Annotated in this window: 22 protein-coding genes; 9 read left to right on the forward strand and 13 right to left on the reverse strand. The window is 56.3% G+C overall.

The window, feature by feature from the left end:
* Positions 1–102 precede the first annotated feature (102 nt).
* Together efpL and PHACT_RS13925 are read left to right on the forward strand one after the other, a co-directional pair.
* A complete protein-coding gene (efpL, locus tag PHACT_RS13920) occupies positions 103–666 on the forward strand; it encodes an elongation factor P-like protein EfpL (RefSeq protein ID WP_070118868.1) in 564 nt (187 codons plus the stop codon).
* Positions 667–710: 44 nt separating this feature from the next.
* Complete coding sequence (locus tag PHACT_RS13925) at positions 711–1,499, forward strand: class I SAM-dependent methyltransferase (protein ID WP_245730806.1); 789 nt, start codon at positions 711–713, stop codon at positions 1,497–1,499.
* Positions 1,500–1,512: 13 nt separating this feature from the next.
* Here PHACT_RS13925 and murJ read toward each other — a convergent pair whose 3' ends face one another.
* Entirely contained in the window at positions 1,513–3,102 is a 1,590-nt protein-coding gene (murJ, locus tag PHACT_RS13930) for a murein biosynthesis integral membrane protein MurJ (RefSeq protein ID WP_083264655.1), read from the reverse strand.
* Between the two features lie 123 nt (positions 3,103–3,225).
* On the opposite strand from murJ, the gene PHACT_RS13935 reads away from it, so the two are divergent.
* Positions 3,226–4,455, forward strand: coding sequence for an NRAMP family divalent metal transporter (locus PHACT_RS13935; RefSeq protein ID WP_070118944.1), 1,230 nt, complete (start codon positions 3,226–3,228; stop codon positions 4,453–4,455).
* Between the two features lie 162 nt (positions 4,456–4,617).
* Here PHACT_RS13935 and PHACT_RS13940 read toward each other — a convergent pair whose 3' ends face one another.
* Positions 4,618–5,088, reverse strand: a complete 471-nt coding sequence (locus PHACT_RS13940; protein WP_070118869.1) for a Dps family protein — start codon at positions 5,086–5,088, stop codon at positions 4,618–4,620.
* A gap of 219 nt (positions 5,089–5,307) precedes the next feature.
* Here PHACT_RS13940 and rpsT point away from each other — a divergent pair, with 219 nt between their 5' ends.
* Positions 5,308–5,574, forward strand: coding sequence for a 30S ribosomal protein S20 (gene rpsT, locus PHACT_RS13945; RefSeq protein ID WP_070118870.1), 267 nt, complete (start codon positions 5,308–5,310; stop codon positions 5,572–5,574).
* A 197-nt stretch (positions 5,575–5,771) separates the two neighbouring features.
* On the opposite strand, the gene proB is transcribed toward rpsT, so the two are convergent.
* The 4 genes from proB to rplU form a co-directional block, all read right to left on the reverse strand.
* Positions 5,772–6,896 (reverse strand): glutamate 5-kinase, encoded by a 1,125-nt coding sequence (gene proB / locus PHACT_RS13950; protein ID WP_070118871.1) that lies wholly within the window; start codon positions 6,894–6,896, stop codon positions 5,772–5,774.
* Positions 6,889–8,082: an Obg family GTPase CgtA gene (gene cgtA, locus PHACT_RS13955; RefSeq protein WP_070118872.1), complete on the reverse strand. Its 1,194-nt coding sequence runs from the start codon at positions 8,080–8,082 to the stop codon at positions 6,889–6,891. Before cgtA ends, proB begins: the two co-directional genes overlap by 8 nt.
* Before the next feature lie 112 nt (positions 8,083–8,194).
* Positions 8,195–8,452 (reverse strand): 50S ribosomal protein L27, encoded by a 258-nt coding sequence (gene rpmA, locus PHACT_RS13960; protein WP_070118873.1) that lies wholly within the window; start codon positions 8,450–8,452, stop codon positions 8,195–8,197.
* 34 nt (positions 8,453–8,486) lie between these two features.
* Positions 8,487–8,798 carry a 50S ribosomal protein L21 gene (gene rplU / locus PHACT_RS13965; RefSeq protein ID WP_070118874.1) on the reverse strand — a complete coding sequence of 104 codons (312 nt, stop codon included), beginning with the start codon at positions 8,796–8,798 and terminating at the stop codon, positions 8,487–8,489.
* 277 nt (positions 8,799–9,075) lie between these two features.
* Between rplU and PHACT_RS13970 the strand changes: the two genes are divergently transcribed.
* Together PHACT_RS13970 and PHACT_RS13975 are read left to right on the forward strand one after the other, a co-directional pair.
* Positions 9,076–10,056: a polyprenyl synthetase family protein gene (locus tag PHACT_RS13970; RefSeq protein WP_070118875.1), complete on the forward strand. Its 981-nt coding sequence runs from the start codon at positions 9,076–9,078 to the stop codon at positions 10,054–10,056.
* 49 nt (positions 10,057–10,105) lie between these two features.
* The gene (locus PHACT_RS13975) at positions 10,106–11,977 is read left to right on the forward strand and encodes an acyl-CoA synthetase (RefSeq protein ID WP_169819485.1); all 1,872 of its coding nucleotides are present in this window, start codon (positions 10,106–10,108) and stop codon (positions 11,975–11,977) included.
* A 15-nt stretch (positions 11,978–11,992) separates the two neighbouring features.
* On the opposite strand, the gene PHACT_RS13980 is transcribed toward PHACT_RS13975, so the two are convergent.
* The 3 genes from PHACT_RS13980 to PHACT_RS13990 form a co-directional block, all read right to left on the reverse strand.
* The gene (locus tag PHACT_RS13980; RefSeq protein WP_083264657.1) at positions 11,993–13,225 is read right to left on the reverse strand and encodes a tetratricopeptide repeat protein; all 1,233 of its coding nucleotides are present in this window, start codon (positions 13,223–13,225) and stop codon (positions 11,993–11,995) included.
* 121 nt (positions 13,226–13,346) lie between these two features.
* Complete coding sequence (locus tag PHACT_RS13985; protein ID WP_070118877.1) at positions 13,347–15,011, reverse strand: electron transfer flavoprotein-ubiquinone oxidoreductase; 1,665 nt, start codon at positions 15,009–15,011, stop codon at positions 13,347–13,349.
* Between the two features lie 107 nt (positions 15,012–15,118).
* Positions 15,119–16,033, reverse strand: a complete 915-nt coding sequence (locus PHACT_RS13990; RefSeq protein ID WP_070118878.1) for a TIGR01777 family oxidoreductase — start codon at positions 16,031–16,033, stop codon at positions 15,119–15,121.
* 178 nt (positions 16,034–16,211) lie between these two features.
* On the opposite strand from PHACT_RS13990, the gene PHACT_RS13995 reads away from it, so the two are divergent.
* Positions 16,212–18,398 (forward strand): TonB-dependent receptor plug domain-containing protein, encoded by a 2,187-nt coding sequence (locus PHACT_RS13995; protein ID WP_070118879.1) that lies wholly within the window; start codon positions 16,212–16,214, stop codon positions 18,396–18,398.
* 32 nt (positions 18,399–18,430) lie between these two features.
* Here the strand turns inward: PHACT_RS13995 and PHACT_RS14000 are convergent, their stop codons facing one another.
* Positions 18,431–19,147 carry a class I SAM-dependent methyltransferase gene (locus PHACT_RS14000; protein ID WP_070118880.1) on the reverse strand — a complete coding sequence of 239 codons (717 nt, stop codon included), beginning with the start codon at positions 19,145–19,147 and terminating at the stop codon, positions 18,431–18,433.
* Positions 19,148–19,326: 179 nt separating this feature from the next.
* On the opposite strand from PHACT_RS14000, the gene PHACT_RS14005 reads away from it, so the two are divergent.
* On the forward strand, positions 19,327–20,511 hold the full coding sequence (locus tag PHACT_RS14005; protein WP_070118881.1) for a CaiB/BaiF CoA transferase family protein: 1,185 nt from the start codon (positions 19,327–19,329) through the stop codon (positions 20,509–20,511).
* A gap of 45 nt (positions 20,512–20,556) precedes the next feature.
* Here the strand turns inward: PHACT_RS14005 and nfsA are convergent, their stop codons facing one another.
* From nfsA to PHACT_RS14020, 3 genes are all read right to left on the reverse strand, one after another.
* Entirely contained in the window at positions 20,557–21,294 is a 738-nt protein-coding gene (gene nfsA, locus PHACT_RS14010; RefSeq protein ID WP_070118946.1) for an oxygen-insensitive NADPH nitroreductase, read from the reverse strand.
* Positions 21,295–21,405: 111 nt separating this feature from the next.
* Complete coding sequence (locus PHACT_RS14015) at positions 21,406–22,665, reverse strand: serine hydrolase domain-containing protein (RefSeq protein WP_070118882.1); 1,260 nt, start codon at positions 22,663–22,665, stop codon at positions 21,406–21,408.
* A gap of 186 nt (positions 22,666–22,851) precedes the next feature.
* Positions 22,852–24,246, reverse strand: a complete 1,395-nt coding sequence (locus tag PHACT_RS14020; protein ID WP_245730807.1) for a Do family serine endopeptidase — start codon at positions 24,244–24,246, stop codon at positions 22,852–22,854.
* A 206-nt stretch (positions 24,247–24,452) separates the two neighbouring features.
* Here PHACT_RS14020 and PHACT_RS14025 point away from each other — a divergent pair, with 206 nt between their 5' ends.
* The gene (locus PHACT_RS14025; protein WP_070118883.1) at positions 24,453–25,691 is read left to right on the forward strand and encodes a winged helix-turn-helix domain-containing protein; all 1,239 of its coding nucleotides are present in this window, start codon (positions 24,453–24,455) and stop codon (positions 25,689–25,691) included.

Here is a 25,691-nt window from a genome sequence, read left to right on the forward strand (position 1 = left end):
CCCGTCACCAAAGCCAACTGTCAATATTTACAGGATGCCGGGGATACAGTACATTTCGATGCCGGCGCGAATGACAGGCATGGCTCTGAGGAATACAACGTCATGAAAGCAAATGAACTGAAACGCGGCATGATCATCGACATTGAAGGCGTGCCGCATCTGATACGCCAACTTGAAGGCAAAAGCCCGTCGTCTCGGGGCGGCGTCACCATGTACAAGGTGCGCTATACCAATCTTGCCACTCAGCAAAAACTGGATGAAGCCTACAAAGGCGATGACGTGGTCAGGATCGCTGACTGTGTGCGCACGAATGTCCAGTATTCCTACCGCGAAGACGACACGCTGTACTTCATGAGTACCGACGACTACAGTCAGTACGGTATCAATGCAGAGCAGATCGAGGATGACATTCCCTTCCTGACCGACCAGCTTGACGGCATTACCGCGCTGATCATGGACGAGAGATTGTTGGGCATAGAATTACCACAATCAGTGGTCATGGAAATTGTCAGCACGCCGTCCAGCGGCGGCAGTGCTTCCGCAACTGCACGCCCCAAACCGGCTGTCCTGAACACGGGCCTGGAAATTCAGGTACCGGAATACCTGAGTAGCGGCGAGAAGATAAAAGTCAGCACCGTCACCGGCAAGTTTGTATCCCGCGCCTGAGCGCGATGATTGTTTAAGCCAATGCACTAATCTGGAGAGAGAACATGATCAGAACCATTGCGAGATCTCGTGTAAGAAAGTCCGGTAGTGCACTGCTGGCGGGTCTGGCCATGTCACTGACACTGGTCAATCCGTCAGCATGGGCGCAGGAAGATGATTTTGCCGATACCCGCAACAAGATTGAAATGGCCATGCAGGGTGCCACCCGAACACCGGCGGAAACCGCCCGCGATGAAATTGAACGCAAGCCAATAGAAACACTCGAATTTTTTGGTTTCCGTGAAGACATGCGAGTACTGGAACTGGTGCCCGGCGCCGGCTGGTATACCAAGATACTGGCGCCCTCGCTGCGCGGCAGCGGCAAATTGTACGTTGCCATTGGCACCGATAACGTCGCTGAGCGCGTGCTCAATCAACCCGGTTTTGACGAAGTCGAAGTGCTGGCACTACCTGAAGGCATGACGCTGCGCGATCTGGCAGCGTTCGAATTTGATGTCAACGAGCTGGATCTGGTGCTGACTTTCCGCAACCTGCACAACATGAATTCACAAAGCCGGGCACACTTGAACGACGCCGTATTCAACAGTCTGCGCTCAGGCGGACTGTATGGGGTCATAGACCATACCCGTCGTCACCTGGAGCCTGACAACCGTGACAACGGCCGACGTCTTGACCCGGTGCTGGTGATCAAGGAGATTCAGGCTGCCGGTTTTGAACTGGTCGACTTCAGCGACCTGCACGCCAGTGTTGCCGACAATCTGACGCTGGAAGTGGGGCACGAATACGTGACTGGTCGCACCGACCGCTTCACTCTGCTCTTTCGCAAGCCCTGACCGGCGGCCCTGCTCAGGCCTGTCGTCGGAAGTCGGCAGGCCGCATGCCCAGTACCAGCAAGGTCAGCAGATACAATGCCATGCCACCAAAACACAGTATCGCCATTTGCGCGATGCGCTGCCAGGTACCCCAGTCCAGCCACTGCAGCCAATCGCCGGCGTAAAGCACCAGAAATACACTCATCACAGCATTGGCACACATCAGCCTGACCAGGAACGATACCCAGCCCGGCTGAAACTCAAACACACCTTCACGACGCAAGCCCCGGAACAGCAGACCGGCGTTCAGATAAGCGGCCAGTGACGTGGCCAGAGCCAGGCCCGTATGGGCCATGTCCAGCATAAATACCAGCACAATATTCATACCCATATTGGCCACCATGGCAATAATGCCAATGCGTACCGGCGTTCGCGTGTCATGACGTGAATAGAATCCGGGGGCAAAAATCTTGATGCACATAAATGCAATCAGCCCCAGCGAGTATGCCTGCAGACTGTAGGTCACCATGACCACGTCGCTGGCGGTGAAGTTGTCATTCTGAAACAGCGTGATGATCATCGGCTGAGCCAACAGCACCAACGCCAGACTGGCGGGCACCGCGATCAGCAGAATCAGCCGCAGCGCCCAGTCCAGCAGGGCGGCAAACTCCGCCTGGGAGCGCTCAGCGTGGCGCCGCGACAGGCTGGGCAGCACAACCGTTGCCACCGCAACAGCAAAAATCCCTAACGGCAAGTCCATCAGACGTTCGGAAAAATACAGCCAGGACACACTACCGGCGACCAGCAGGGAGGCAATAAAGGTGTCTAACAGAAGATTGATCTGACTGACAGAAACGCCGAACAATGCCGGAATCATCAATTTTATGATTCGGCGCACGCCCTCGTGGTCTTTCACCAGTCGCGGCCGGGGCATTAGTTGCAGGCGCACCAGAAATGGCAACTGAAACAGCAATTGTGCAATGCCCGCCATCAGTACACCCCACGCCAGCGCAATCTCCGGCTGTGAGAAGTAAGGACTGAGTAATAGCGCCGAAGCGATCAAAAACAGATTCAACAAAGCCGGGGTCAGCGCCGGTACCGCAAAGCGGTCATAACTGTTGAGGATAGAACCGGCAAATGCGGTCAGGGAGATCAATAGCAGATACGGGAAGGTGATGCGCAGCATGTCGACAAACAGCGCAAATTTTACCGGATCTGCGGTGAACCCATAGGCGATGGGAACTGAAATCCACGGTGCCGCCAGGATCACTACCGCCGTGATCAGCAGCAAGACGCTGCCCAGATAACCTGCCACGGCATTGATGAGCATCTGAACCTGCGCCAGCGAACGGGTGCTGCGATACTCCGACAGGACTGGTACAAAGGCTTGATTGAAGGCGCCTTCGGCAAACAGGCGGCGCAGGAAATTGGGGATTTTGAATGCCAGAAAAAACGCGTCAGCGCCATCCCCGGGGCCAAACACGCGCGCCAACACGATATCCCGCACCAGGCCCAGAATCCGAGATACAAACGTCATGCTGCCGGTCACGGCGCTGGAGCGCAACAACCCCCGGCGGGGCCCGGGTGTTTCGGGCTGCTGGTTATCAGTCGTCTGGCTGGTCAAAATCTGCTCTCAATTGCCGGGGTCTGTACCGGTGGCCTGCATTCCATTATGCTGCGCAAGGCGCATTATCGCACCATCCAGAAAAAATACGATATCAGAAGACGGGTTCACAATAAAAATATTATGGAAAAATCAAGACTTATAGAGCGCTGGCGAGCCACCGGTCCCGGACTGGTGATGGCCGCTGCCGCCGTTGGTGCCTCCCACCTCGTTGCCTCCACCCAGTCAGGCGCCCTGTTCGGTTGGCAATTGCTGTGGCTGATCGTGCTGGTCAACGTTCTCAAGTATCCTTTTTTCCGTTTTGGCGTGCAATACACGCTCTGGAACAACAAAAGCCTGGTTGAAGGCTATCAGGCCAAGGGCCGCGGCTGGCTGCTTGCGTTTACCGCACTGAACCTGATCGCCGCCGCGGTTAACACTGCGGGTGTGTTACTGCTGACTGCCAGCCTGCTGCAATATTTTATTCCCGGCAACCTGTCCCTGACCCTGCTCTGCCTGATTCTGCTGGCAATATGCCTGGTGATCCTGTTGGCCGGACATTACCGGGTGCTGGATGGGCTGTCGCGGGCACTGATGCTGGTATTGACCGTCTGTACCCTGATCGCCGTGGCCATCGCCTGGCAAAATGGCCCAATGGCACCGGCTGACTATGTCAGTCCGTCGCCCTGGCAGCTGTCGGCGCTGGCGTTTATTGTCGCCACCATGGGCTGGATGCCGGTCCCCATTGAGTTGTCGGCCATCAGCTCGATGTGGCTGCGATCAAAACAGAAGCTGACCCAGGTGTCTCTGTCAGACGGCCTGTTTGATTTTAATCTGGGATATGCCGTCGCGGTGATTCTGGCCGTTGTCTTTGTTGCACTCGGTGCCCTGTTGCAACATGGCACGGAACAGGAAATTGCCATGGCCGGCGCCGCGTTTGCACAGCAACTGGTCGCCATGTATGCCAACACCATTGGCGACTGGGCTCGCCTGTTCATCGCCTTTATAGCGTTCATGTGTATGTTTGGCACCACGCTGGCGGTACTGGACGGCTATGCCCGCACACTGGATGAGTCTTTTCACCTGTTGCGAGGAAGCAGCGGTGAGCGCCGCAGCGGGACGCTGACGGCATGGATCATGGGACAGGCAACCGCGGGCATGGCGATTATTCTGTTCTTTCAGAGTGCGCTCAGTCCGATGCTGACCTTTGCCATGACACTGGCCTTCCTGACCACGCCGTTTTTTGCCTGGCTCAACTTCAGTCTGGTTCGGGGCAAGGGAATTTCGCTGGGGATGAGTGTCTGGGCCTGGATCGGCATGGTTTATCTGACGGCGTTCAGTCTGGTGTTTCTGGCCTGGTATTTGCTGTTCTGATCAATTTGTCGCTTACCGAACGGTGGTAGCAGCCAGCCCTTCCACTGTCAGTGGCGCCTCTACCTGCCGGGGGTGCCCGGAGCCGGGTCCGGGCACCCCCGGCAGGTAGAGACATCAGCGTGATCACTTCGACGGGCTGGCTCTCACCCCATGGCGGTGTAATTACTTGTTGATGGCGCGTAGCATCCAGGCAGTTTTCTCGTGAATGCGCATGCGGTCTGAGGCCATGGCTGACGTCGACTCGTCATCCGCGTCATTGGCCAGCTTCAGCACATCGCGACAGGTTTTCACCACCTGCTCATGTCCATGGGTCAGCAGATCCACCATCTGCTTGGCATCCGGCACACCATCCACTTCTTCAATCGAACTCAGACGTGCGAACTCTTTGTAGGTGCCTGGCGCCGGCACGTCCAGCGTACGGATGCGCTCTGCGATATCGTCAACAGCGACGGCCAGCTCGGTGTAGTGCTCTTCGAACATCAGGTGCAGTTCACGAAACCTCGGACCTTCAACGTTCCAGTGGAAGTTGTGTGTCTGCAGATACAGCGTATATGAATCGGCCAGTAATCGTTTCAGCCCGTCCGCGACTTCAGTCCGATCAGCTTTGTTGATACCAATATCAATCTTACTCATGGTTCAATACTCCTTTGGTTTCACCATAATGTGCTGGATAGCTTAACATACGTGCCAATTTACGACAGAGGGGCGATAATGGATCGAACTTGTGGCTTTCCCGGTGCTGCATTTTCTGTCATAGTTTATGCCACAGTGCCTTGACAGAAGACTGAATTATCGGCATAGTACCGCGTCTTGAATTTTGCCACACGTTGACAGTATCGTAAGGAGCATCAGTTGGCCAACACCGTACAAGCCCGAAAGCGCGCACGTCAGAATGAAGTCGCTCGCCGCCACAACGCCAGTTTCCGTTCCATGGTTCGCACCTACATCAAAAAAGTAGTGACTGCGGTTCAGGAAGGCAACTATGACAACGCCACCGCCGCTTACAATCGCGCGGTACCGGTTATCGACCGTATGGCGGACAAAGGCATTATTCACAAGAATAAAGCTGCTCGTCACAAGAGCCGTCTGAACGCTGCCATACTGGCACTGAAGGCGTAAAACGTCGCGGCGTCCGGCAGCCGTCGGACACTGTTGCCCGAACGAAAGCCGACTCTACTAGAGCTTTCGCGCGCCTGGTTTGTCATGAGTACAAACTTGTTATGCACACAAAATTGCTATGCACATAAAAAAAGCCGGTTTCGACCGGCTTTTTTTATGCTCCACACTCAAGTTTCAACACTGCCATTGGCAACCTGCTACTCAGTCAGCACCAGGTTGTCACGATGGATCATTTCGGCATCACCGACATACCCGAGTATGCCTTCTATCTGCCGGCTTGACTGGCGCAGGATCTGGCTCGCCTCGCGACTGTCGTAATTGACCAGACCTCGCGCAATCTCCTGGCCTGATTCATCAACACACACCACCATTTCACCGCGATCAAACTGCCCATTAACGGCAGACACACCAACTGGCAGCAAACTGCGCCCTGATTCGCGCAGCACGGTGACCGCACCAGCATCTATCACCAACTGTCCTTTTGCTTTCAGATGCCCGGCAAGCCACTGTTTGCGTGCCGCCATGGGCTGCTTCTCCGGCAGCAGACGCGTGCCAATGGACTCTCCCTGGGCCAGCCGTACCAACACATCAGGTTCTCTGCCACTGGCAATGATGGTACGCGCACCGGAGCGCGCAGCCAGACGGGCCGCGGTAATTTTGGTAATCATGCCGCCACGACCCAGGCTGCCACTGCCTCCAGCCATCGCCAGCAGCCGGCTGTCCTCCGCCATGGCCTCAGCAATCAATGGCGCATCCGCCTGAGTCCGCGGATCCGCTTCATGCAGGCCCTGCTGATCGGTCAGAATGATCAGGGTGTCAGCACCCAACAGATTGGCCACCAGTGCACCCAGCGTATCATTGTCGCCAAAACACAATTCAGCCGTGGCGACCGTGTCGTTTTCGTTGATAACAGGCACCACCTGCATGCCGACCAGGCCCGCCAACGTACTACGCGCGTTAAGATAACGACGACGATTGGAGAGGTCGTCGTGGGTCAGCAGAACCTGAGCGGTGTGGACGCCGTATTGCTGGAAACAGCTTTCATAGGCCTGGATCAGCCCCATTTGCCCCACAGCGGCTGCGGCCTGCTGCAGGTGTATCTCGCGGGGACGTTTCTTCAAGCCCAGTCGTTTGACGCCCTCGGCAACGGCACCAGACGACACCAGCACCACTTCAATGCCGCCTTGCTGCAGGCTCACCAGTTGCCGGACCCATTTTTCAATCGCATCGCGATCAAGCCCGGTGCCATTGTTGGTAATCAGCGAACTGCCAATTTTAACGACCCAGCGCCGCGTGCCGGCACCGTCTCTGGATTTATTCATAAACGACTGTCACACCATCATCGTCATCATCGTCTTCGTCAAAGTCATCAAAATCGTCACCATCATCAACAGCGCGCCGTTTGCGGGTCTGCTCGATGCTGCGGCGGATTTCGAATTCCATCAAACGGTCACGCTCGCGCTCGGCGTCGCGATAAGCCTCGTCATCGACCAGCAGGCGCCTGTGCTCTTCAACCGAGCGCATGATGTCGTGGCACAACTGCTTACAGCCTTCACCATTAATGGCTGCAATCGGGTACATCGGAATATCCCAGCCCAGCTCATCAACAAATCGCTGTTTCAGTTCAGCCAGCGCTTCCGGATCGGCCATATCGCTTTTATTCAACACCAGCCAGCGCTCTTTTTGCGCCAGGGTGGCACTGAAGCCAGCCAGCTCATCCACAATGGCCTTGGCCTGAACCACCGGGTCAGATTCGTCCAGCGGCACAGCATCGACCACATGTAACAGCAAACGCGTGCGTGACAGGTGTTTGAGGAAACGAAAACCAAGACCTGCACCTTCCGAAGCACCTTCAATGACACCGGGGATATCGGCCATCACGAAACTGCGCTCCATCTCGATACGTACCACGCCCAGACCGGGCACCAGCGTGGTAAACGGATAGTCAGCCACTTTTGGACGCGCCGCTGATACCGCGCGCAACAGCGTTGATTTGCCCGCATTGGGCAGACCCAGCAGACCGGCATCGGCAATGACCTTAAGCTGCAACTGCAGCGTGCGGACTTCGCCGTCTGTGCCTTTGGTGTGTTTGGTCGGGGCACGATTGGTACTCGACTTGAACCGGGTGTTGCCCAGGCCATGGAAGCCACCTTTGGCTACGGTCACGCGCTGACCATGCCCGGAAATGTCAGCAATCAGTTCTTCGGTGTATTTATCAACAATACTGGTACCGATCGGCACCCGCACCTCAAGGTCATCACCGGCCCGGCCAGTGCAGTTGGCGCCCATGCCACCCTGCCCCGCCTGCGCGATGTAGCGCCGCTGAAAACGGAAATCGACCAATGTATTGAGATTGCTGTCGCCTACCAGATAGACGCTGCCGCCATCGCCACCATCGCCGCCGTCCGGGCCGCCCCTGGGAATGTATTTCTCGCGACGAAAACTCAGACAGCCATTACCGCCCCTGCCTGCCTCGACCGTGATTTCAGCTTCATCTACAAACTTCACTTTGCTTACCACCCATACAAAAAAGCCCCGTCAACTGACAGGGCTTTACTGATCACATCACCGCATTGGCAACCCTGCTCGCAGGAGCCGGGAATACCGGGTCAGCAGACCCTCAGGCCTCTACGATGCTGACGAATTTGCGGTTGTTCGGACCTTTTACTTCAAACAGTACACGACCGTGTGCCTTGGCAAACAGTGTGTGATCTTTACCAATACCGACATTGGTGCCGGCGTGGAAGCGTGTACCACGCTGACGAACAATGATGTTACCAGCCAGAACCTGCTCGCCGCCGAATCGTTTTACACCCAGTCGTTTGGATATCGAATCGCGACCGTTACTGGTACTACCGCCTGCTTTTTTATGTGCCATGATCTACTCCCGGGCTGACTCAGCCCCTTAATACTTAGCCTTTGATACCTGTAATGCGAACTTCAGTGAACCACTGACGGTGGCCCTGACGCTTACGGTAGTGCTTACGACGGTTGAATTTGATGATTGTCACTTTCGGCGCGCGGCCCTGAGCAATCACTTCCGCGGTTACGGTGCTGCCATCTACGTAAGGCGCGCCAATCTTGACGGACTCGCCTTCACCTACCATCAGCACTTTGTCAAAATTGATCTTCTCGCCAGTCGGAACTTCAATCTTTTCCAACTTCAAGGTCTCGCCTTCAACAACCCGGTGCTGTTTGCCACCACTTTCAATAACCGCGTACATATGAAACTCCAGTATTTGGGAACTCTGGCCAGCGCCCCTGACAACTGAGATGGGGCCCAAACCTACAGCACCGCGGCCATGGCCGTTGCGCTCTAATCTATAAGGGCGGGCATTTTACGAGAAGCAGGCGCAAGTGGCAAGCATTTCTCACTGATTTATGCAGGGAATATGGTGGCTGGTCCAGCGGCGGCTTGACAGCCCAACGCTTCGCCCCTAGCATTGCCGGCGCACCATCCTGTCCAGAGCCATCCTATTGATAGACGGTATACTATAACCAATGCATAAAGAAGCCGTGCATAATACGATCCGCGCCATTGTTGCCACTGATTTTGAGGCCGTCAACGAGTTTATCGTTGAGCAGCTGCATTCCAATGTCGATCTGGTAGAAAACATCGGTCACTACATCATCAATGCCGGTGGCAAGCGCATGCGCCCGATTCTGGTGTTGCTCAGTGCGCGCAGCTGCGGCGCCACCAACGATGATGCCGTCAAGCTGGCTGCCGTCATCGAATTCATTCACACCGCCACGCTGCTGCATGACGACGTAGTCGACATGTCAGCCATGCGCCGCGGTCGCCCCACGGCCAATGAACAATGGAACAACCCCTCCAGCGTGCTGGTCGGCGACTTCATCTATTCACGCGCTTTTCAGGTCATGGTCAGAATCGGCAACATGGACGTCATGCAGGTCATGGCAGATACCACCAATGTCATCGCCGAGGGTGAAGTGCTGCAGCTGCTGAACAAGCATCGCACCGATACCAGTGAAGCCGACTACATGCGCGTGATTCGCGACAAAACCGCTGTCCTGTTCGAGGCCGCTGCCTACTGCGGCGCCATCGTTGCAGGTGCGCCGACGGAGACACAACAGGCGCTGAAGGCCGCAGGCATGCATCTGGGCATGGCCTTCCAGTTAGTGGACGACGTACTCGACTACGATGGCGATGCATCCGAGATGGGCAAGAACATCGGCGACGATCTGGCCGAAGGCAAACCGACACTGCCCTTGATCCATGCCCTGCAGCAAAGCAGTGGTGCCGACAAAACGCTGCTGGAACAAAGCATCATTAATGGTGGCCCCGAAAACCTGGATCAGGTTATCCGCATTATTCGCAACTCCGGCGCCCTGGCCTACACTCGCCAGAAGGCACATGAACAGGCTGATCTGGCACGCGCGCAGATCAATACACTGCCTGATTCCAGCTATCGCACGGGCCTGCTGCAGATGTGCGAAATGGCTGTCGCACGGGTTAGCTGATCATGATATAACTCGGTGCACAAAAACAGCGGAGGAGAGGCACCGAACAATGAACAACCCGATACTCGACACAATGCCCGACATCGAGGCCTTTGAAAAAATTCCGCTGGCTACACAATTCCCCGCTCAATCCGCGTTCGAGCTGATCGAACAAAGCGCTGCCCTTTATGGCGACGACCCGGCACTGGATTTCCTGCTCACTGGTCGCCGCGACGAAATCCCACAGACCCTGAGCTTCAACGACCTTGCCGACGTGACCCGACAGACAGCCAACCTGTTGAGCAGTCTGGGCCTGCAGGGTGACGAAGCGGTCTCGATTTTGCTGCCGATACTGCCACAGTCACACCCTCTGATTCTGGGCAGCCAGGTTGCGGGCATTGCCAACCCGATCAATCCCATGCTTGAACCCGGCCACATGGCAGAAATCATTCAGGCTGCGGGTGCACGCGTCATTGCCTGTCTGGCACCTTCAGATCACGTCCCGTTATGGGACAAACTGTTGCATATCCTGCCCAATCTGCCCGATATCCATACCATCCTGGTTGTCCATCAGGAAGGACTGACAGATCCTTGCAGCATGCCGGAGATTGCCGGTCGCGACATCAAGCTCATTGATTACAATACCGCGGTTGCGGAACAGGACAAACAAGCACTGACCCGGCAGCGTGACCTGACAGCAGACACGATTGCTGCCTGCTTCCACACCGGCGGAACCACCGGCAAACCCAAAATAGCCCAGCTGACTCACGGTAACATGGCATACCTTGGCCAGCTTTCTCGAGTGCTGAATTCGCATCTGGGTCGGCAAACCGCCTTGTGCGGACTGCCCCTGTTTCACATCTTTGGTGTCATCATTCTGGGAATTGGTGCATTTGCCGCGGGCAACCGCATTGTTCTGATGACACCGTCCGGTTTTCGCAACCCGGAGGTGATCAAGAACCTGTGGCACCATGTCGCCCGCTTCCAGGCAAACAGCTTTGCCGCCGTACCCACCGTACTGACGGCACTGGCACAAGTGCCTGTTGGCGACGAAGATACCAGCAGCCTGCAACGCATTAATTCCGGCGCCGCCCCGCTATCCCCGGCATTTGAGCAACGCTTTGAAGAGAAATACCAGGTTGCCGTCACCAACGGCTATGGCATGACTGAAACCACGTCACTGATTACCCGGCCACCGGAATTTCAACCACCCGGCAGTGTCGGCCTCCGCCTGCCCTACTCCCGGGTCAGAATCGCACAGCTTAGCGGCACCCGAATCAGCAAAGACTGCAAGACTGGCGAAAGCGGTGTGGTACTGGTTAAAGGCCCACAGGTGTTTGCCGGCTACAAGGCAGAGTCGGACAACGCACAGGCCTGGGTTGACACTGAATGGTTCAATACCGGTGACCTGGGTTACCTTGATGAACAGGGTTTTCTGTATCTCACCGGCCGCGCCAAGGATCTGATTATCCGCGGCGGCCACAACATTGACCCGGAACTGATCGAGGAGCCGCTGAACCTGCACCCGGATGTCATCAGTGCGACCGCCGTCGGCATGCCGGATCCTTACGCCGGCGAATTGCCGATGGCGTTTGTGGTGACCAGACCCGGCAGCACGATAACGCCACAGGCGCTGCTGAGCTACTGCGAAAAAGAAGTGTCAGAGCGCGCCGCCATACCAAAGCGCATCGAATTTATAGACGCAATGCCGATGACCGCAGTGGGCAAGATTTTCAGGCCTGCGTTGCGGCAACAGATCAGCGCAGCGATTCTTCAGGAGCATCTGGAGCGGGAACATATCAACGCGATGGTGACCACTCGTTTTGATAACAAAAAAGGGTTGACCGCAACAGTAGCGCTGCAGGATGCAACGCGGCAGGAAGAAACTGAAGCATTGTTGAGCCCTTACAATGTAGCTATCAATGTGACGATTGACGGCTAGTCGCCGGTACCGCTGTCAATTGTCAAAGCGGACACTGAACCCAGCGCTGCTCGCGCGCAGGATGGTACGATTGTCTACCCGCCTGACGCGCGACTGACTGGTGCGATAGGTCTGGTCGCCCAATTCGCGCAAAGCCACGGCGAGATCCCGTGCCTCCTGAAACTCCTCATCCTGCCCCAGTTCCCGGTAAGTCAGACCCAGGGCCAGGTAGAAGTCAGGCTCCAGCCGGTTGCGCTGTATTGCACGCTGGTAGTGGGTCTGCGCACTTTCATAGTCTTCATCGTTGAACGCTATGTTTCCGCGTGCATAGTGAAAATACGGATTTCGGTTATTGTAATGCTGCACCGCCCGGCGATATCGCGCTGCCTCGGTTTCGTTGCCGCGTATTGCATAGAACCTGGCAAGATTGTTCACTGCTGTCGGGTAGTTTTTGTCCAGCCAGGCCGCTTTCATGTAGCTGTACTCTGCCCGTTCGTCATCGCCCGCTGCATTCCAGGCACTTCCCATGTTATTCCAGGCAATGGCGAGTTCGGGGTCGGCCTCCAACGCATACCGAAACCAGGTCAGCGCGTCGTCTATCCGCTCATTAACCAGGTGATCAACAGCCAGATTGTTGAAATACAGCGCCAGCGCCTGCTGATCGGTAATGACTTCGGCGGTCTGATGCTGCAGCGGCACATTGGGCAGAAAATCGACGATATACTGATCGCTGCCTCCCAGACTGCCCAGGGCATTGATGTGCTCGCTCATCACCATTAACTCGCCACGCCGGTCCCATTGCGGCCTGACCTGGGCTGTCTGATATTCCACCTGCAGCCCGTTATAGCGGGCCATGGCAATATAAAGATTGACCAGTGTCAGGCAATTGGCGCGGCGTCGCGCGAATGCTTCAGAGGCGCTGAAATTCGCTGAATCGTCGTACTGGATATTTAGAAACTCGGGGGCGAAGAGAAGCTCCTGTAGCCGGATCACGAGGTCCCAACCACGCAGCTCAGTGTCAACATGCGCCGACATGTATGCGGCCAGATCGCCGTCAACTGCCAGCAGATCGACAGCGGGCATCGGCGTTGCGTTGCTGTTGTCCAGCATGCGCTGTTCCAGCGCGGTGTCGGGAGTAAAACCAGGATTGAGGCTAAGCAATTGGCACGCTTGCAGCAGCACCAGCACAAAGCCCATCATGATGACACGGCACAACGGTCGCAACCTTGCGACGGCCATAGAGTGTTGAATCAAGTGCACTACGCGCATAACGACCCACCTCGCCCTGTCTTATAAACAACCAGACCGTTCAGGCCGACGGAATATTCCGACTACGAAGCTAAACCAGCGACCCGTGGCCGGACGCAGACGCGCCCGGCCACGGTCAGTCTTACATATTGGGGTAGTTCGGCCCACCGCTGCCTTCGGGCACAACCCACTGAATATTTTGCGCCGGATCCTTGATATCACAGGTTTTGCAATGCACACAGTTCTGGCCGTTAATCTGAAAACGTTTGCCGCCTTCCCCATCGTCCAGTACTTCGTACACGCCCGCAGGACAGTAGCGCTGCGCTGGCTCATCATAAACCGGCAGGTTATGTTTGATCGGCACCTCGGGATCAATCAGCTTCAGGTGACAGGGCTGATCCTCGGCATGGTTGGTGTTGGACAAAAACACCGACGACAGCTTATCGAAACTGATTTTGCCATCGGGTTTCGGATAGTCGATTTTGGGGCATTCACTGGCCGGTTTCATTTGCGCATAATCATGCGACCTGTCTTTGAACGTCAACGGAAAGTGGCCACCGAAGATATTGTGCTCAATGAAGCTCAGGCCACTGCCAATCCAGAACCCGAACTTGTGAAAGCCTGCGCTGAAGTTTCGTGTTTTGTGCAACTCTTCGTACAACGCCGATGATTTAACGCGCTCGCCGTATTCGGTGAGATCAATGCCCGGTTTTGCCGTTTCCTGTTGCAGGGATTCGAACAATGACTCCGCTGCCAGCATGCCTGAGCGCATCGCCGTATGACTGCCTTTGATTTTTGCCGCATTCATCGTGCCGGCGTCACAACCAATCAGCAGGCCACCTGGGAAACTCATTTTCGGCAATGAATTCAGACCACCTTTATTGAGCGCTCGAGCGCCATAACTCAGGCGTTTACCGCCCTCAAGGTACTGGCGAATAACCGGGTGCTGCTTGAATTTCTGAAATTCGTCAAACGGACTGATATGCGGATTTTTGTACCCAAGGTCAACAATCAGACCCAGGTAAACCTGGTTGTTTTCTGCGTGGTACAGAAACCCACCACTGGACCCGGCATAACTTGCGCCAATCATTGGGTAGCCGGCAGTGTGCACTACCAGGCCTTCCTTGTGCAGCTCAGACGGGATCTCCCAGACCTCTTTCAGGCCGATGCCATAGTGTTGCGGGTCGCTGTCCTTGTCCAGCTCAAAGCGGGCGATCAGTTCCTTGCCCAGGTGACCCCGGCAGCCTTCGGCCAGAATGGTGTATTTGGCGTGAAATTCGAACCCGGGTTCAAACGCATCTTTTTTCTCACCGTTGGCATCAACGCCCATGTCACCGGTCGCCACCCCTTTCACCGTACCATCTTCGTGGTAAAGGATTTCGGCTGCAGCAAAGCCCGGGAATACTTCTGCACCCAGCTCCATGGCCTGCTCGGCCAGCCAACGGCACAGGTTGCCCAGGGAAACAATGTAATTGCCATGATTGCGCATGGGTTTGGGGACCAGCAGGTCTGGAAAACGTACCGACTTTTCCTCTCCGGGCAGATAATAAACATCGTCACCGGTCACCGCTGTGTTCAGGGGCGCGCCTTTCTCTTTCCAGTCGGGAAACAGCTCATTCAGTGCCGACGGCTCGAAGACAGCCCCCGACAGGATGTGCGCTCCGACTTCCGAGCCTTTTTCAAGTACGCAGACGGAAATCTCCTTTTCTGCCTCTTGCGCCAGTTGTAACAGGCGGCAGGCAGTCGCCAGGCCTGCTGGTCCGGCCCCAACGATAACGACATCGACTTCCATTGACTCGCGTTGCATACTTTGGTCTCCCCCTCACGTGCGTGTGCAAAATGCTCGTTTGATAACAATCCGCCTCTGGCAGACATCATCAGTGGCGCGCCCGCCGCGCGGGCACCGTATTATCCTTAATTCGGCCCTGAATCGCAAAGACATGCTGACAGTGCCGTTTTCAGCTCCGGGTATCTGAATTCAAATCCCTGGGCCTGCAATCGTGCCGGTTTCACATTCTGCCCATGCAACAACAGCCGGTCGCCCATTTCGCCGAACATCAGCTGCACCATCGTTGCCGGCAACGGCAGCACAGCGGGCCTGTTGACCGCAGCAGCCAGCTCCCGGGTAAACTCGCGATTATTGACGGTGCCGGGAGCGGTCACATTAAACACGCCAGCTTCGGACTCCGCCGTTAGCAGGAACTGCATCGCTCTGATGACATCAGAGCGATGCACCCAGGACATGAACTGCTCCCCATCGCCTATACGCCCCCCCAGAGCCAGCCTGAAAATCGGTAACAGACGCGCCAGCATACCGCCATCGGGTCCAAGGACAACACCAAACCGTAAAATACAGACCCTGATTCCCAGCGCCTCAGCCTTGCGTGCCTCCTCTTCCCAGCGCAGGCAAAGCTGGTGACTGAATTCATCATGGACGGGTGAGGTTTCGGTCAGTGGCGCCGGGCCGTGCGCCCCGTAGAAGCCCACTGCAGAAGCGGTCAGCATGACCTGTGGTTTATGCTGCAGGCGTTGACAAAGTTGCACCAGCGCCCGCGTGGTCTGTAGACGACTGTTCAGCAATACCTGCTTGCGCGCCTGCGTCCAGCGTTTTTCGGCAATACCGGCACCCGCAAGATTGATGATCGCGTCTACTTTCTGGTCCTGTTTGATTTCATCCAGACTGCGCACCAGCTCCAGTCCGGTGCCCAGTATCAGACGAGCCCGGGCATAATCGCGCACCAACACCGTGAGGTGATGACCGGCAGCAAGCAATTCATCTGCTAAACACGAGCCGATAAAGCCCGTGCCACCCGTTATCAGAATTCGCATGGTAATAGACCTTTTGCGTCAGTATTTGGCCACAAATATGGCAAGCTGCCTCCAGTTCCTCACAAATTGTTACAACAGTGAACGCCACTTTTTTGATAACATTACACTTATTCTAAAACACCCTTTCAAAACTCTGGCTGTCGCCCTTCGTATCGAAGGAACAAGGACTGAACCAATCATGATTCGTCGTCACATCATCTCGCCCATTTCTCGTGTCATCGCGCCCTCTGTTTTCAGCACACGCTTGCGTGTCGGCGCTCTGGGCCTGCTGGCAATCAGCTTATCAAATACCAGCATTCTGGCAAACGCCAATGAAATTGCCGCCTCTGCTGCTGAAGACTCCACCGTTATTTACCCGGCATCCTTCTTTCAGCCATATAATCCGGTATCCGTCAACGACATGATCGACCGCATCCCGGGCGTCAGCCTCAGTGGCGGCGGTGGCGGCCGCGGTCTGGGCAGCGGCGGCGACCTGCTGATTAACGGTCAGCGCCTGGCCGGCAAGGACAACTCACCCCAGGATCAGTTGCGCAGAATTGCCGCGCGCGAAGTAGAGCGCATCGAAATCATTCGCGGCACCTCCAGTGATCTGGCGGTTCGTGGTTCCGGCCAGGTCGTCAACGTAGTACTGCAGGATGCCGATACGCGCGCCAGCACCTCCGTTGAAGTCAGCTCTGATCGCCACGCTGACGGCACGGTACAGCCAGGCGCGTCCATTTCACATAGCCGCCAGACCGGCAACTTCTCCGCCATCGTCAGCCTGCAGGCAGACCCCCAGTACGGTCACCAACAACGTCTGGAAACCAGCTACACACCCGATCTGACGCCAACAGAAATCATGAACCAGAGCGAGGTCCGGGATCGCATGGCCTACCAGGCCAGCACCGTGCTGGGTTACCGCACTGGCCAACACCGCATGCAATTAAACGCCCTTTACGGTACCTCGGATCACCCGGTCGACATCTCCCGGCAGTATCGTGACCCGGAATCAACGGATGTTGTTGCGCGCATTGAACGCGAACCCATCGACAACGTGGAAAACAACTGGGAACTGGGCGGCGACTACGAATTTGAATTTGCCGACGGTGCCAACCTGTTGTTTCTGTTTGTGGTAAATGACGAGACCGACAACAGCGTCCGCGAGCGTTTTTTGAGGGAAGCGCCGCAATCGAATTCAGCAGAGAATAAATCTCTCTATATTCAGTCCAACAGCCGGACACGTGAACGAATCGCGCAGGGCACCTATAGCTGGTCGCTGGCAGAGGATCAGGATCTGCAACTGGGCGCCGAACGTGCTCAGACCATTCTCGATTCCAGTCTGCTGATCGGCCGGAACTCGGGGACTGCTGAACCGTCGCCCGAATTCGGTGACCTGCGACCAGCACTGAACCTGTCCAACCTGGGCTCCAGTGTGGAAGAAATGCGTTATGAAGGTTTTGCTGTCCATAACTGGACACTCAACGACCGCATGACGCTGGAGAGCAGCCTGGTCTATGAAACCTCGGAAATCAGCCAGAGTGGCGCGTTAAGCCAAAGCCGCGACTTTCAGTTCTGGCGTCCGTCGGTGGATTACCGCTTTAACATCACCAACTCCCTGCAGCTGCGCGCGACCGTGGCCCGCGAGGTTCAGCAACTGAGCTTTGCCAATTTCACGGCAACGGCGAATACCGACGATAACGACAAAGATGCTGATGCCGGCAACCCGAATCTGGTGCCGACCAAGGAAATCCGTTACGAGCTGACCATGGAGTATCGTCTGCCCAATGACGCCGGTGTTGTCAGCTCCCGTTTTTTCCTGCGCGACCTGGAAGATCAGATCGGGCGTATCAACGCCTCTTCCAACCCGGATAACCCTGTTTCCGCCGCCGGTAACATCGGTGATGCCAAACGCTGGGGCGTTTATCTGGATGGCAGCACGCGACTGGGCCTGCTGGGCATGCCGGACGCGATTGTCTCCTCCAGCCTGTACCTGTTTGATTCCGAGGTGACCAATCCGATACTGGGCACCACCGAGCGCATCAATGGCCGTGGCCGCGCCCAGATGGGCTTCCGTCACGATGTGGTGAACTGGAACCTGAATTACGGATTTGACTATAACCACCCACTTAACGGTGGCGAGCGCAATATCGAGGTCAACACCATTGACCGCACCAATGGCGGCCCCAACCTGACCATGTTTGTATCAACGGTGTTGTTCGATGACGTCACTTTCAGGCTTGAATCCAACAATACGCTGAACGAAGAGTATTGCCGTAACCGCGTTCGTTACAGCGGCCCGGCGGCAGCTGGCAACATCAGTGAACTCGAAGATGCGTGCTGGGGATACGGTCGAAAGCTGGCGCTTAAAGTGCGCAAGACCTTTTAAGGCTGCTGACGACCGCCCCGGACCTGGACGACTTATTCTGGCTTGCTGAAAATCAGCATGTGTTGCCAGGGCAGGAAGTCCAGGGTGTCGTCCCAGTGCAGACCAAACACACTCATTTCCCGCACCACCTGCTCCTCGCTCATTTTATGCAGCGGCCTGATGGGCACAGTGTCATCCTCTGCCCGGTATTCAAGCAGGATAACGCGCCCACCAGGTTTCAACGCGTTATTGATGCCGTCCATCATTTCAAAGGGGTGGGAAAATTCGTGATAGGCGTCTACCAGTAATACCACATCGACTGCATTTTCCGGCAAGCCCGGATCATCAATCTGTCCCAGTAAGGGCTCGACATTGCTGATGCCCAACTCGGCCTGGCGCTGCCTGAGCAAGGTCAGCATCTCCGGCTGGATATCGGTTGCCAGTACTTTGCCTTCAGGCACCAGCGGAGCCATGCGGAACGTGAAATAACCGGTGCCAGCACCAATATCGGCCACGACATCATCAGGTTCCAGCCCCATATTGGCGACCACTTCGTCAGGCATCTCTTCATGGGTACGCTGCTCCCGCTCCAGCCAGCCGGCGGCCTGATGGCCCATGACTCCGGAAATCTCGCGTCCCATATAAAATTTGCCAGTACCGCCCTGACTGCGAGCGGGATCAAACTCATACCCCGGATTTTCAGCCGCCTGCAGCGCCGAGGTGCTGACGAGAGCGGCAATAATAACGGGAAACAGCTTCAGTAACTTCATGATTTCCACCTTTAGACTTTATTCGGGTTTGCAGACAGCGGCTTTACACTGAAGAGTACCAGAAGCGAGACAGCATTGGTAAAACTTGCAGCACCGCAGCGTCCAGGCGCCGAAACACAAGGATGCCACAGCTATGATAGAATCCGGGCGACTAAAAACTCCGGGAGCAACAGACACACATGAGCAACGTTCTTGAAGGTATTCGGGTACTGGATTTCGGGCGCTATATTGCCGGGCCATTCTGCGCCAGCCTGCTGAGTGACATGGGCGCCGAAGTCATTCGTATCGAAAAAGTGCAGGGCAGTGAGGACCGTTTTCTTTCCCCGGTCAGCGAAACCGGTGACGGCGCCCTGTTCATGCAGATGGGCCGTAACAAGCAGGGCATGACCTTGAACCCGATGAAGCCTGAGGGCCGCGAAGTCGTGAAAAAGCTGGTAGCCAGCGCCGATGTAGTGGTCGCCAACCTGCCTCCTGACACCTTACAGGCCATGGGCCTGGATTACGCCAGCCTGACCGCAATCAAACCCGATATCATTCTGACCATGATTTCCGCCTTTGGCACCGGTGGCCCCTACAGCAACCGGGTCGGTTTCGACGGCCTGGGCCAGGCCATGTCGGGCGCCATGTTCATGACCGGCACACCCGACCAGCCGGTAAAGTCCTATGCCCCGTTTATCGATTTTGGTACCGCCAGCCTGAGTGCGGTAGGCACCATGGCGGCGCTGCTCGAGCGACAGAAAACCGGCAAAGGCCAGGTTGTTGAAGCATCGCTGTTCAATACCGCCCTGACCATGATGAATGGCACTCTGATAGAACAGGCCATGATTGAACGCAATCGCACCGCAACTCTGAACCGGTCGCAGACCTCAGGCCCGGCTGACACCTTTAAAACCAATGACGGCTGGGTACTGATTCAGTCTGTGGGCGGCCCGTTGTTTGAACGCTGGGTGGCACTGATGGGTGAGCCGGAGTGGCTGGACGATCCGCGTTTCCGGGATGACATTACCCGTGGTGACAATGGCGCGCTGATCAGTGAGCGCCTGGCCCGCTGGTGTGCTGAGCGCAGTTCAGCAGAGGTGCTTGCTGAAATGGAAGCAGCCCGTATTCCGGCCGGCCCGGTCATGTCGCCGCAACAGGTGCTGGACGATCCCCATGTCGCCGCGCGTGGCATGTTCAAGCAACTGGACTATCCGGGCGCCGACAAACCGGCACCGGTGATGACCACGCCCTTCAGCCTGTCCGGCAATCCGACAGCGGTCAAACATCGGGCACCTCTGTTGGGTGAACACACCAACAAGATCATGCAGGAACTGGGTTACTCAGCCGAGCAGATCGAGCAATTGCGCGCTATCCGGGTCATCTGACACACCCCGGGGGCCAGATTCTGCCCCCGGCATCCAGACAGCGCCCTATTTCATGCCAAAGCCCTGCTCGGCCAGGAATCCCCGCATATGCGGTCGTGACTTTTCGCTGAGCAGTGTGGCAACCTGCTCACTCCAGCACACACCATGGCCGCCACCCGTGCGCATGCGGTAGTACTCACGAATGCGATCATCATAGGCATCGATCTCCGCGGCGTCCTGACTGTCATCGTAGACTTCTTCTTTCACAATTACCGACAGCGGCAATCTGGGTTTAACTTCGGGGTCCTGATCCGGATACCCCAGACATAAACCAAACACCGGATACACGCCTGTTGGTAATTGCAATAAATCAGACACCTGGCGCGGGTTATTGCGCAGGCCACCGATATAACAGATACCCAGCCCCGCCGCCTCAGCAGCAACAACGGTATTCTGTGCCATCAGGGCTGCATCAACGGTGGCGATAATAAAGTGCTCGGTGTAATCACCTGCAAATGCTTTTTCGTATTTCACACAGCAGTTGCCAGCCCGGCGCACATCGGCACAGAAAACCAGAAATTCGGCGGCTTTTTCCACGTACGGTTGATTGCCGGCGAACGCGGCCAGTTGTGCCCGGCTTTCCGGTTTACTGACTCTGATTACGGTTGCGCCCTGCAGAAAACTTGAGGTCGCAGCGCTCTGGCCAGCGCCGAGAATCTCTGCCAACAGACCGTCAGGCAGAGCCTGATCCTTGAATTTGCGGATACTGCGGTGAGACTTTAACAGGTCAATCGTGTCGTTCATGACATTACCTTTTGTTTGTTTCAGATCAGTTTTTATATCAGGCCAGCCTGGTGCCAGTGACAACTTATTACCAGGTCAACTGTTTAAAAATTCAACCGTTTACAAGTTCAACTACAGCGCGTTGATATTGGCCTGCAGATTATCGAGGAATTGCGGTACCACATCATTGGCGAGGCGGGTCTCGGCATTGAACATGACCACCAGTGCAATATCGTAGGCGGGAACCAGCACAATCTCGGATCGGTAGCCGCGCACGCCACCGCCATGATGAATCACGCGCATACCATCGTAGTCGAGAATGCGCCAGCCCAGCCCATACCAGGCCTGCTCCACTTTTGGCCAGCGGTTGAAATAGTTGCCACTCGGCGTTTCCACCACGGGCGTGTGCTGCATGTCGAGCAGGGAACGCGGCAGAACCTCCGGATAGCCACCCAGATTGGCCTGTGCCCAGCGCACCATATCCATGATGCTGGCATTAACGCCAGCAGCCGGGCCGGTTGTGTAATACGCGGAATTGACGGAACTCAGACGCCAGCCATCGCGACCGTACTGATGCGGCGAACTGGCATTAGGGTTGTCGCGGAATGCTTCATAGCCCATTGATGCCTGACTCATGCCCAGCGGCAGGAAGATATTTTCCACAACAAAATCATCATAGGTGGTTCGCAAGCTCGCCTCAACGACGTCAGCGATCAGCGAGAAAACCACATTCTGATAACCATAACAGCGGCCGGGCGGACAAACGGTAGGAATCTCGTGGAATTTTTCCTGGATTTTTTTGTACGCGACACCGGCATCGAGCATGTTGGAAAAGGCATGCGGCATCAGGCCCGTGGTATGACTGAGCACGTGTCGCAGGGTCATCTCCCGGGTCGCAGCGTCAGTACCGATGTTATAGGGCAAAATCGCCGATATGGGGTCGTCCCAGGTCGAAATGTTGCTGCTGACCAGTTGCGATGCCACGGTTCCAGCAAAGGTCTTGGACACCGACGCAATACGGAACACAGTATCGCGGTCGACGGCAACACCTTCCTGCACGCTGCGCACACCGTATGAGGTCAGATCAAGAATATCCGATGACGACACGATCGCCATGGTGGCGCCGGGTATCTGCAGGTCATCCAGTTCCTGTTGCAACCAGTTCTTGTAGGTACTGAAGTCGGCAATATCGGCATGGGCAATAGGCGCTGGCAATTGCCCCGGTAGCTGATGGAATGCGGGCTGAACGCCCTGCTCCATCAATGACGTGGAAAACGGCGCATCATCTGCCTGCGCCAGCGCGACGGGCATAACCAGCGTCACCAGCGCAGAGGCAAAGCAGGTCAGTGGGAATAAAACTGATGGCAGGCGCAGGGGTGCAATTCTGGGCAAAATACAGCATTCCGTCAGAGCAATGATTTACCGGCGCCATGAATTGTCAACGCAGGGATTTGCCAAGGAAAATACCATGTCACAGGGAATTTGCAAGCATTGCACGCCGCCTGCATGGTGCGGGAGCGACCGAAAATCAGGTAAAAAAAGCCGACCTGCCGAGGCGGCAGGCCGGCCACAAGAGGATCAGGACACAATCAGCAACAGCTTCTGTCCATCCCTCACTACACCCAGAGCTACCACTCTGGCTTCCTCACTCAACATACGGTTGAAATCACGCAATGACTGCACGGGCTGTCGGTTGACTTCGGCAATGATGTCACCCGGGCGCAGACCCGCAGCCCAGACCGGGCTGCGCTGGGCAACGTCGGCCACTTGCACCCCGGCGTCACTGCCGGCAGCGTTCTGCAACTGCGCTCCCAAAAAACGCGATTCATCGGCCCGACGACCATTGTCAGTCGACTCGCTGGCGGCGAGCGCCGACTCACCGTTACTGGCAATGATCTGGGCGCTGACACTCATGCGTTCACCCTCGCGCATCAGCCCGAGTTCAAGTACCTGATCAACGCCGGCAAGCCCGACAGCATTGCGCAGTTCGCGACTGCTGGTGATCGGCTCACCATTAATGGCAACAACAAGATCAGACACCTGCAGGCCGACCTGATCGGCCACCGAGTCTGGCATCACCTGAGTAATCAACGCACCGTTATTGGCGCCCAATTGCAGGGTTTCCTCCACCAGCGGCGTGTGATCACGAATAATGACACCAAGCTGACCACGCCTGACCACGCCGTCACGCTCCAGGTGTGTGACAACAGCGGCAAGCATATCGACCGGCACTGCGAACCCGACTCCAGAGCTGGTGCCCGAACCGGAAATAATCGCGGTATTGATGCCCACCAGACGCCCCTGCAGATCGACCAGCGCACCACCCGAGTTGCCGACATTGATCGCCGCATCGGTCTGAATGAAGTCCTCATAGTTGTCATTGTTGATACCGGCCCGCCCCAGCGCACTGATAATGCCGGAGGTCACCGTCTGTCCAATGCCGAAGGGATTTCCGATAGCGACCACATAATCGCCAATACGCATACGCGTGGCATCTGCCAGTTCAATTTCGGTCAGTCGATCGGCACTGACCTGCAGCAAGGCTATGTCGGTGCGCTCATCACTGCCGATCAGCTCAGCTTCCAGCACACGGCCATCGAGCAGCCCCACATTGATGCTGTCCGCGCCTGCCACCACGTGATGATTGGTCACGATATAACCTTCTTCGCTGTCAACGACCACGCCGGAACCGGCACCTCGTGCACGCCGTACCGGTGGCTGCTGGCCATTGCCGCGAAAACCGAATACGTCGGGCATCTGTTCTACACGGGTGACCGATATATTGACCACCGCCGGCGTCACCGCCTCCAGCATTGGCGCCAGGGACGGCATGGCATTGTCATAAACCATCGGCGCCTCAGCCTGCGCCAACGCCACCGGCGACATGCCAGGGGCTAGAATGGCAGCCATCATTGCCACCTGTGCCAACCCTGTTTGGATACTTCGTTTGACTAGACCTGTTCGTTTCATCATCAACCACCTCCGTCTACCGTTGATTTGCCACGCTGCAGTCAGCGCTGTCTTGCCACGGACTTGAAGATATGCCTTGCCGACGCCATATACCTGAGGGAAAACGGAAATAAATGTCCAGATTTTGTGAAGTTGGCACTTTTCCGGTTTATAACGGTCTTAGTTAACTATAATCACGATGTAAATGGTTGACACGATACGGAGCCGCCATGAGCGAAGTAGCAGCCTCGAGCGAGGAAACAGCCTTGGGCGCAAAGACAGCCTTGAGCGAAACAACAGCCTTGGGCGCAAAGACAGCCTTGAGCGAAACAACAGCCTTGAGCGATAAAACAGCCCTGAGCCAGGACACAACCCCGACCTGCGCCTCTTTGATGCAGGCTCAGAGTTTTACGCTGGACTGCTGGTACGTTTACCCGACGCAAAACCGAATTCAGCACAAACTTGATCACGAGAACAGTCGTCAGCTTGAACCCAGATTGATGCGCCTGCTGTGCCTGCTGGCCGCGTCAGCCGATGCCGTGGTCAACCGCGACGACATCACCTCGTTGCTATGGCCGCGGGTAGTGGTCAATGAAAATTCGCTCACTCGCGCCGTGTCTGACCTGCGGCGGGAGCTGACGCCCGCTGGCAGCAAACGCACGAGCGTTATACAGACAATCCCCAAGCGTGGTTACCGGCTGACACAGGCGCCCTCGGATATCAATGCAGCGCCACCTGCAGGGCAGGCCCGGCACCCGGCAAACAGACAACCGACCCTGAGGCAGGCCGCCGCAAACCGGTGGCTTCAACGCTGGACACCCAGTATTGCCGCCAGCTTCATGCTGGCACTGGCGCTGGTTATCCGGCTCACCGGTGACAATCAGGGTGCGCCAGCGGTCGCGCAATTGCCGACGCCGGCAGACGCTGGCGCTAACCAACAAATGCATTACGACCAGGTAATCACCGCCCCGACGTTGACGGCCGAGATGACACGGGACACGTTGATGAACACGGAAACAGCCATCAACGATGGTGAATCGAGGTTTCAGATCACCCGACTGGGCGATGCCCAGAATGCCGAGGCGCCATCGTGGCACATGTCATCTGCAAGGCAAGCGGAGCAGACCAGACCAGCCACGCTGGGGCAGTCACTGTTGACCCCCGATGGGCAGCTGCTGGCCTACGTCGACAACCAAGACGGTATCGCCAGCCTGAACCTGCAACCGGCCATGAGCGAGGCAGAACCCTGGGTTGCTTTTACCACCGACGAGCGCATTTTCCAGTTGCAATGGTCACCGCTGGATGCCGGCATTCTGTTAACGGTGGGCCAGAGCACAGACAACGCTGCTGATCGCGCGTCGTACCTGCGCCTGATGCTGCTGGATCTGGAAACATTGACGGTACAGGAACTGTACCGGCGAGAACTGCCGCCGGAGGCCTGGACACAGGACATCGGCAACCTGACCTGA

The sequence above is a fragment of the Pseudohongiella acticola genome (assembly GCF_001758195.1).
GTDB lineage: Bacteria > Pseudomonadota > Gammaproteobacteria > Pseudomonadales > Pseudohongiellaceae > Pseudohongiella > Pseudohongiella acticola.

Bases quoted from the DNA above. Each gene is read 5' to 3' on its own strand.
- PHACT_RS14025 (WP_070118883.1), top strand. From the start codon at position 24,453: ATGAGCGAAGTAGCAGCCTCGAGCGAGGAAACAGCCTTGGGCGCAAAG.
- PHACT_RS13940 (WP_070118869.1), bottom strand. From the start codon at position 5,088: ATGAGTAAGATTGATATTGGTATCAACAAAGCTGATCGGACTGAAGTC.
- PHACT_RS13925 (WP_245730806.1), top strand. From the start codon at position 711: ATGATCAGAACCATTGCGAGATCTCGTGTAAGAAAGTCCGGTAGTGCA.
- PHACT_RS13980 (WP_083264657.1), bottom strand. From the start codon at position 13,225: ATGCGCGTAGTGCACTTGATTCAACACTCTATGGCCGTCGCAAGGTTG.
- nfsA (WP_070118946.1), bottom strand. From the start codon at position 21,294: ATGAACGACACGATTGACCTGTTAAAGTCTCACCGCAGTATCCGCAAA.
- PHACT_RS13975 (WP_169819485.1), top strand. From the start codon at position 10,106: ATGAACAACCCGATACTCGACACAATGCCCGACATCGAGGCCTTTGAA.
- efpL (WP_070118868.1), top strand. From the start codon at position 103: ATGAAAGCAAATGAACTGAAACGCGGCATGATCATCGACATTGAAGGC.
- proB (WP_070118871.1), bottom strand. From the start codon at position 6,896: ATGAATAAATCCAGAGACGGTGCCGGCACGCGGCGCTGGGTCGTTAAA.
- rpmA (WP_070118873.1), bottom strand. From the start codon at position 8,452: ATGGCACATAAAAAAGCAGGCGGTAGTACCAGTAACGGTCGCGATTCG.
- PHACT_RS14005 (WP_070118881.1), top strand. From the start codon at position 19,327: ATGAGCAACGTTCTTGAAGGTATTCGGGTACTGGATTTCGGGCGCTAT.
- rplU (WP_070118874.1), bottom strand. From the start codon at position 8,798: ATGTACGCGGTTATTGAAAGTGGTGGCAAACAGCACCGGGTTGTTGAA.
- PHACT_RS14000 (WP_070118880.1), bottom strand. From the start codon at position 19,147: ATGAAGTTACTGAAGCTGTTTCCCGTTATTATTGCCGCTCTCGTCAGC.
- PHACT_RS13985 (WP_070118877.1), bottom strand. From the start codon at position 15,011: ATGCAACGCGAGTCAATGGAAGTCGATGTCGTTATCGTTGGGGCCGGA.
- PHACT_RS13995 (WP_070118879.1), top strand. From the start codon at position 16,212: ATGATTCGTCGTCACATCATCTCGCCCATTTCTCGTGTCATCGCGCCC.
- PHACT_RS13935 (WP_070118944.1), top strand. From the start codon at position 3,226: ATGGAAAAATCAAGACTTATAGAGCGCTGGCGAGCCACCGGTCCCGGA.
- PHACT_RS13990 (WP_070118878.1), bottom strand. From the start codon at position 16,033: ATGCGAATTCTGATAACGGGTGGCACGGGCTTTATCGGCTCGTGTTTA.
- PHACT_RS14020 (WP_245730807.1), bottom strand. From the start codon at position 24,246: ATGATGAAACGAACAGGTCTAGTCAAACGAAGTATCCAAACAGGGTTG.
- PHACT_RS13970 (WP_070118875.1), top strand. From the start codon at position 9,076: ATGCATAAAGAAGCCGTGCATAATACGATCCGCGCCATTGTTGCCACT.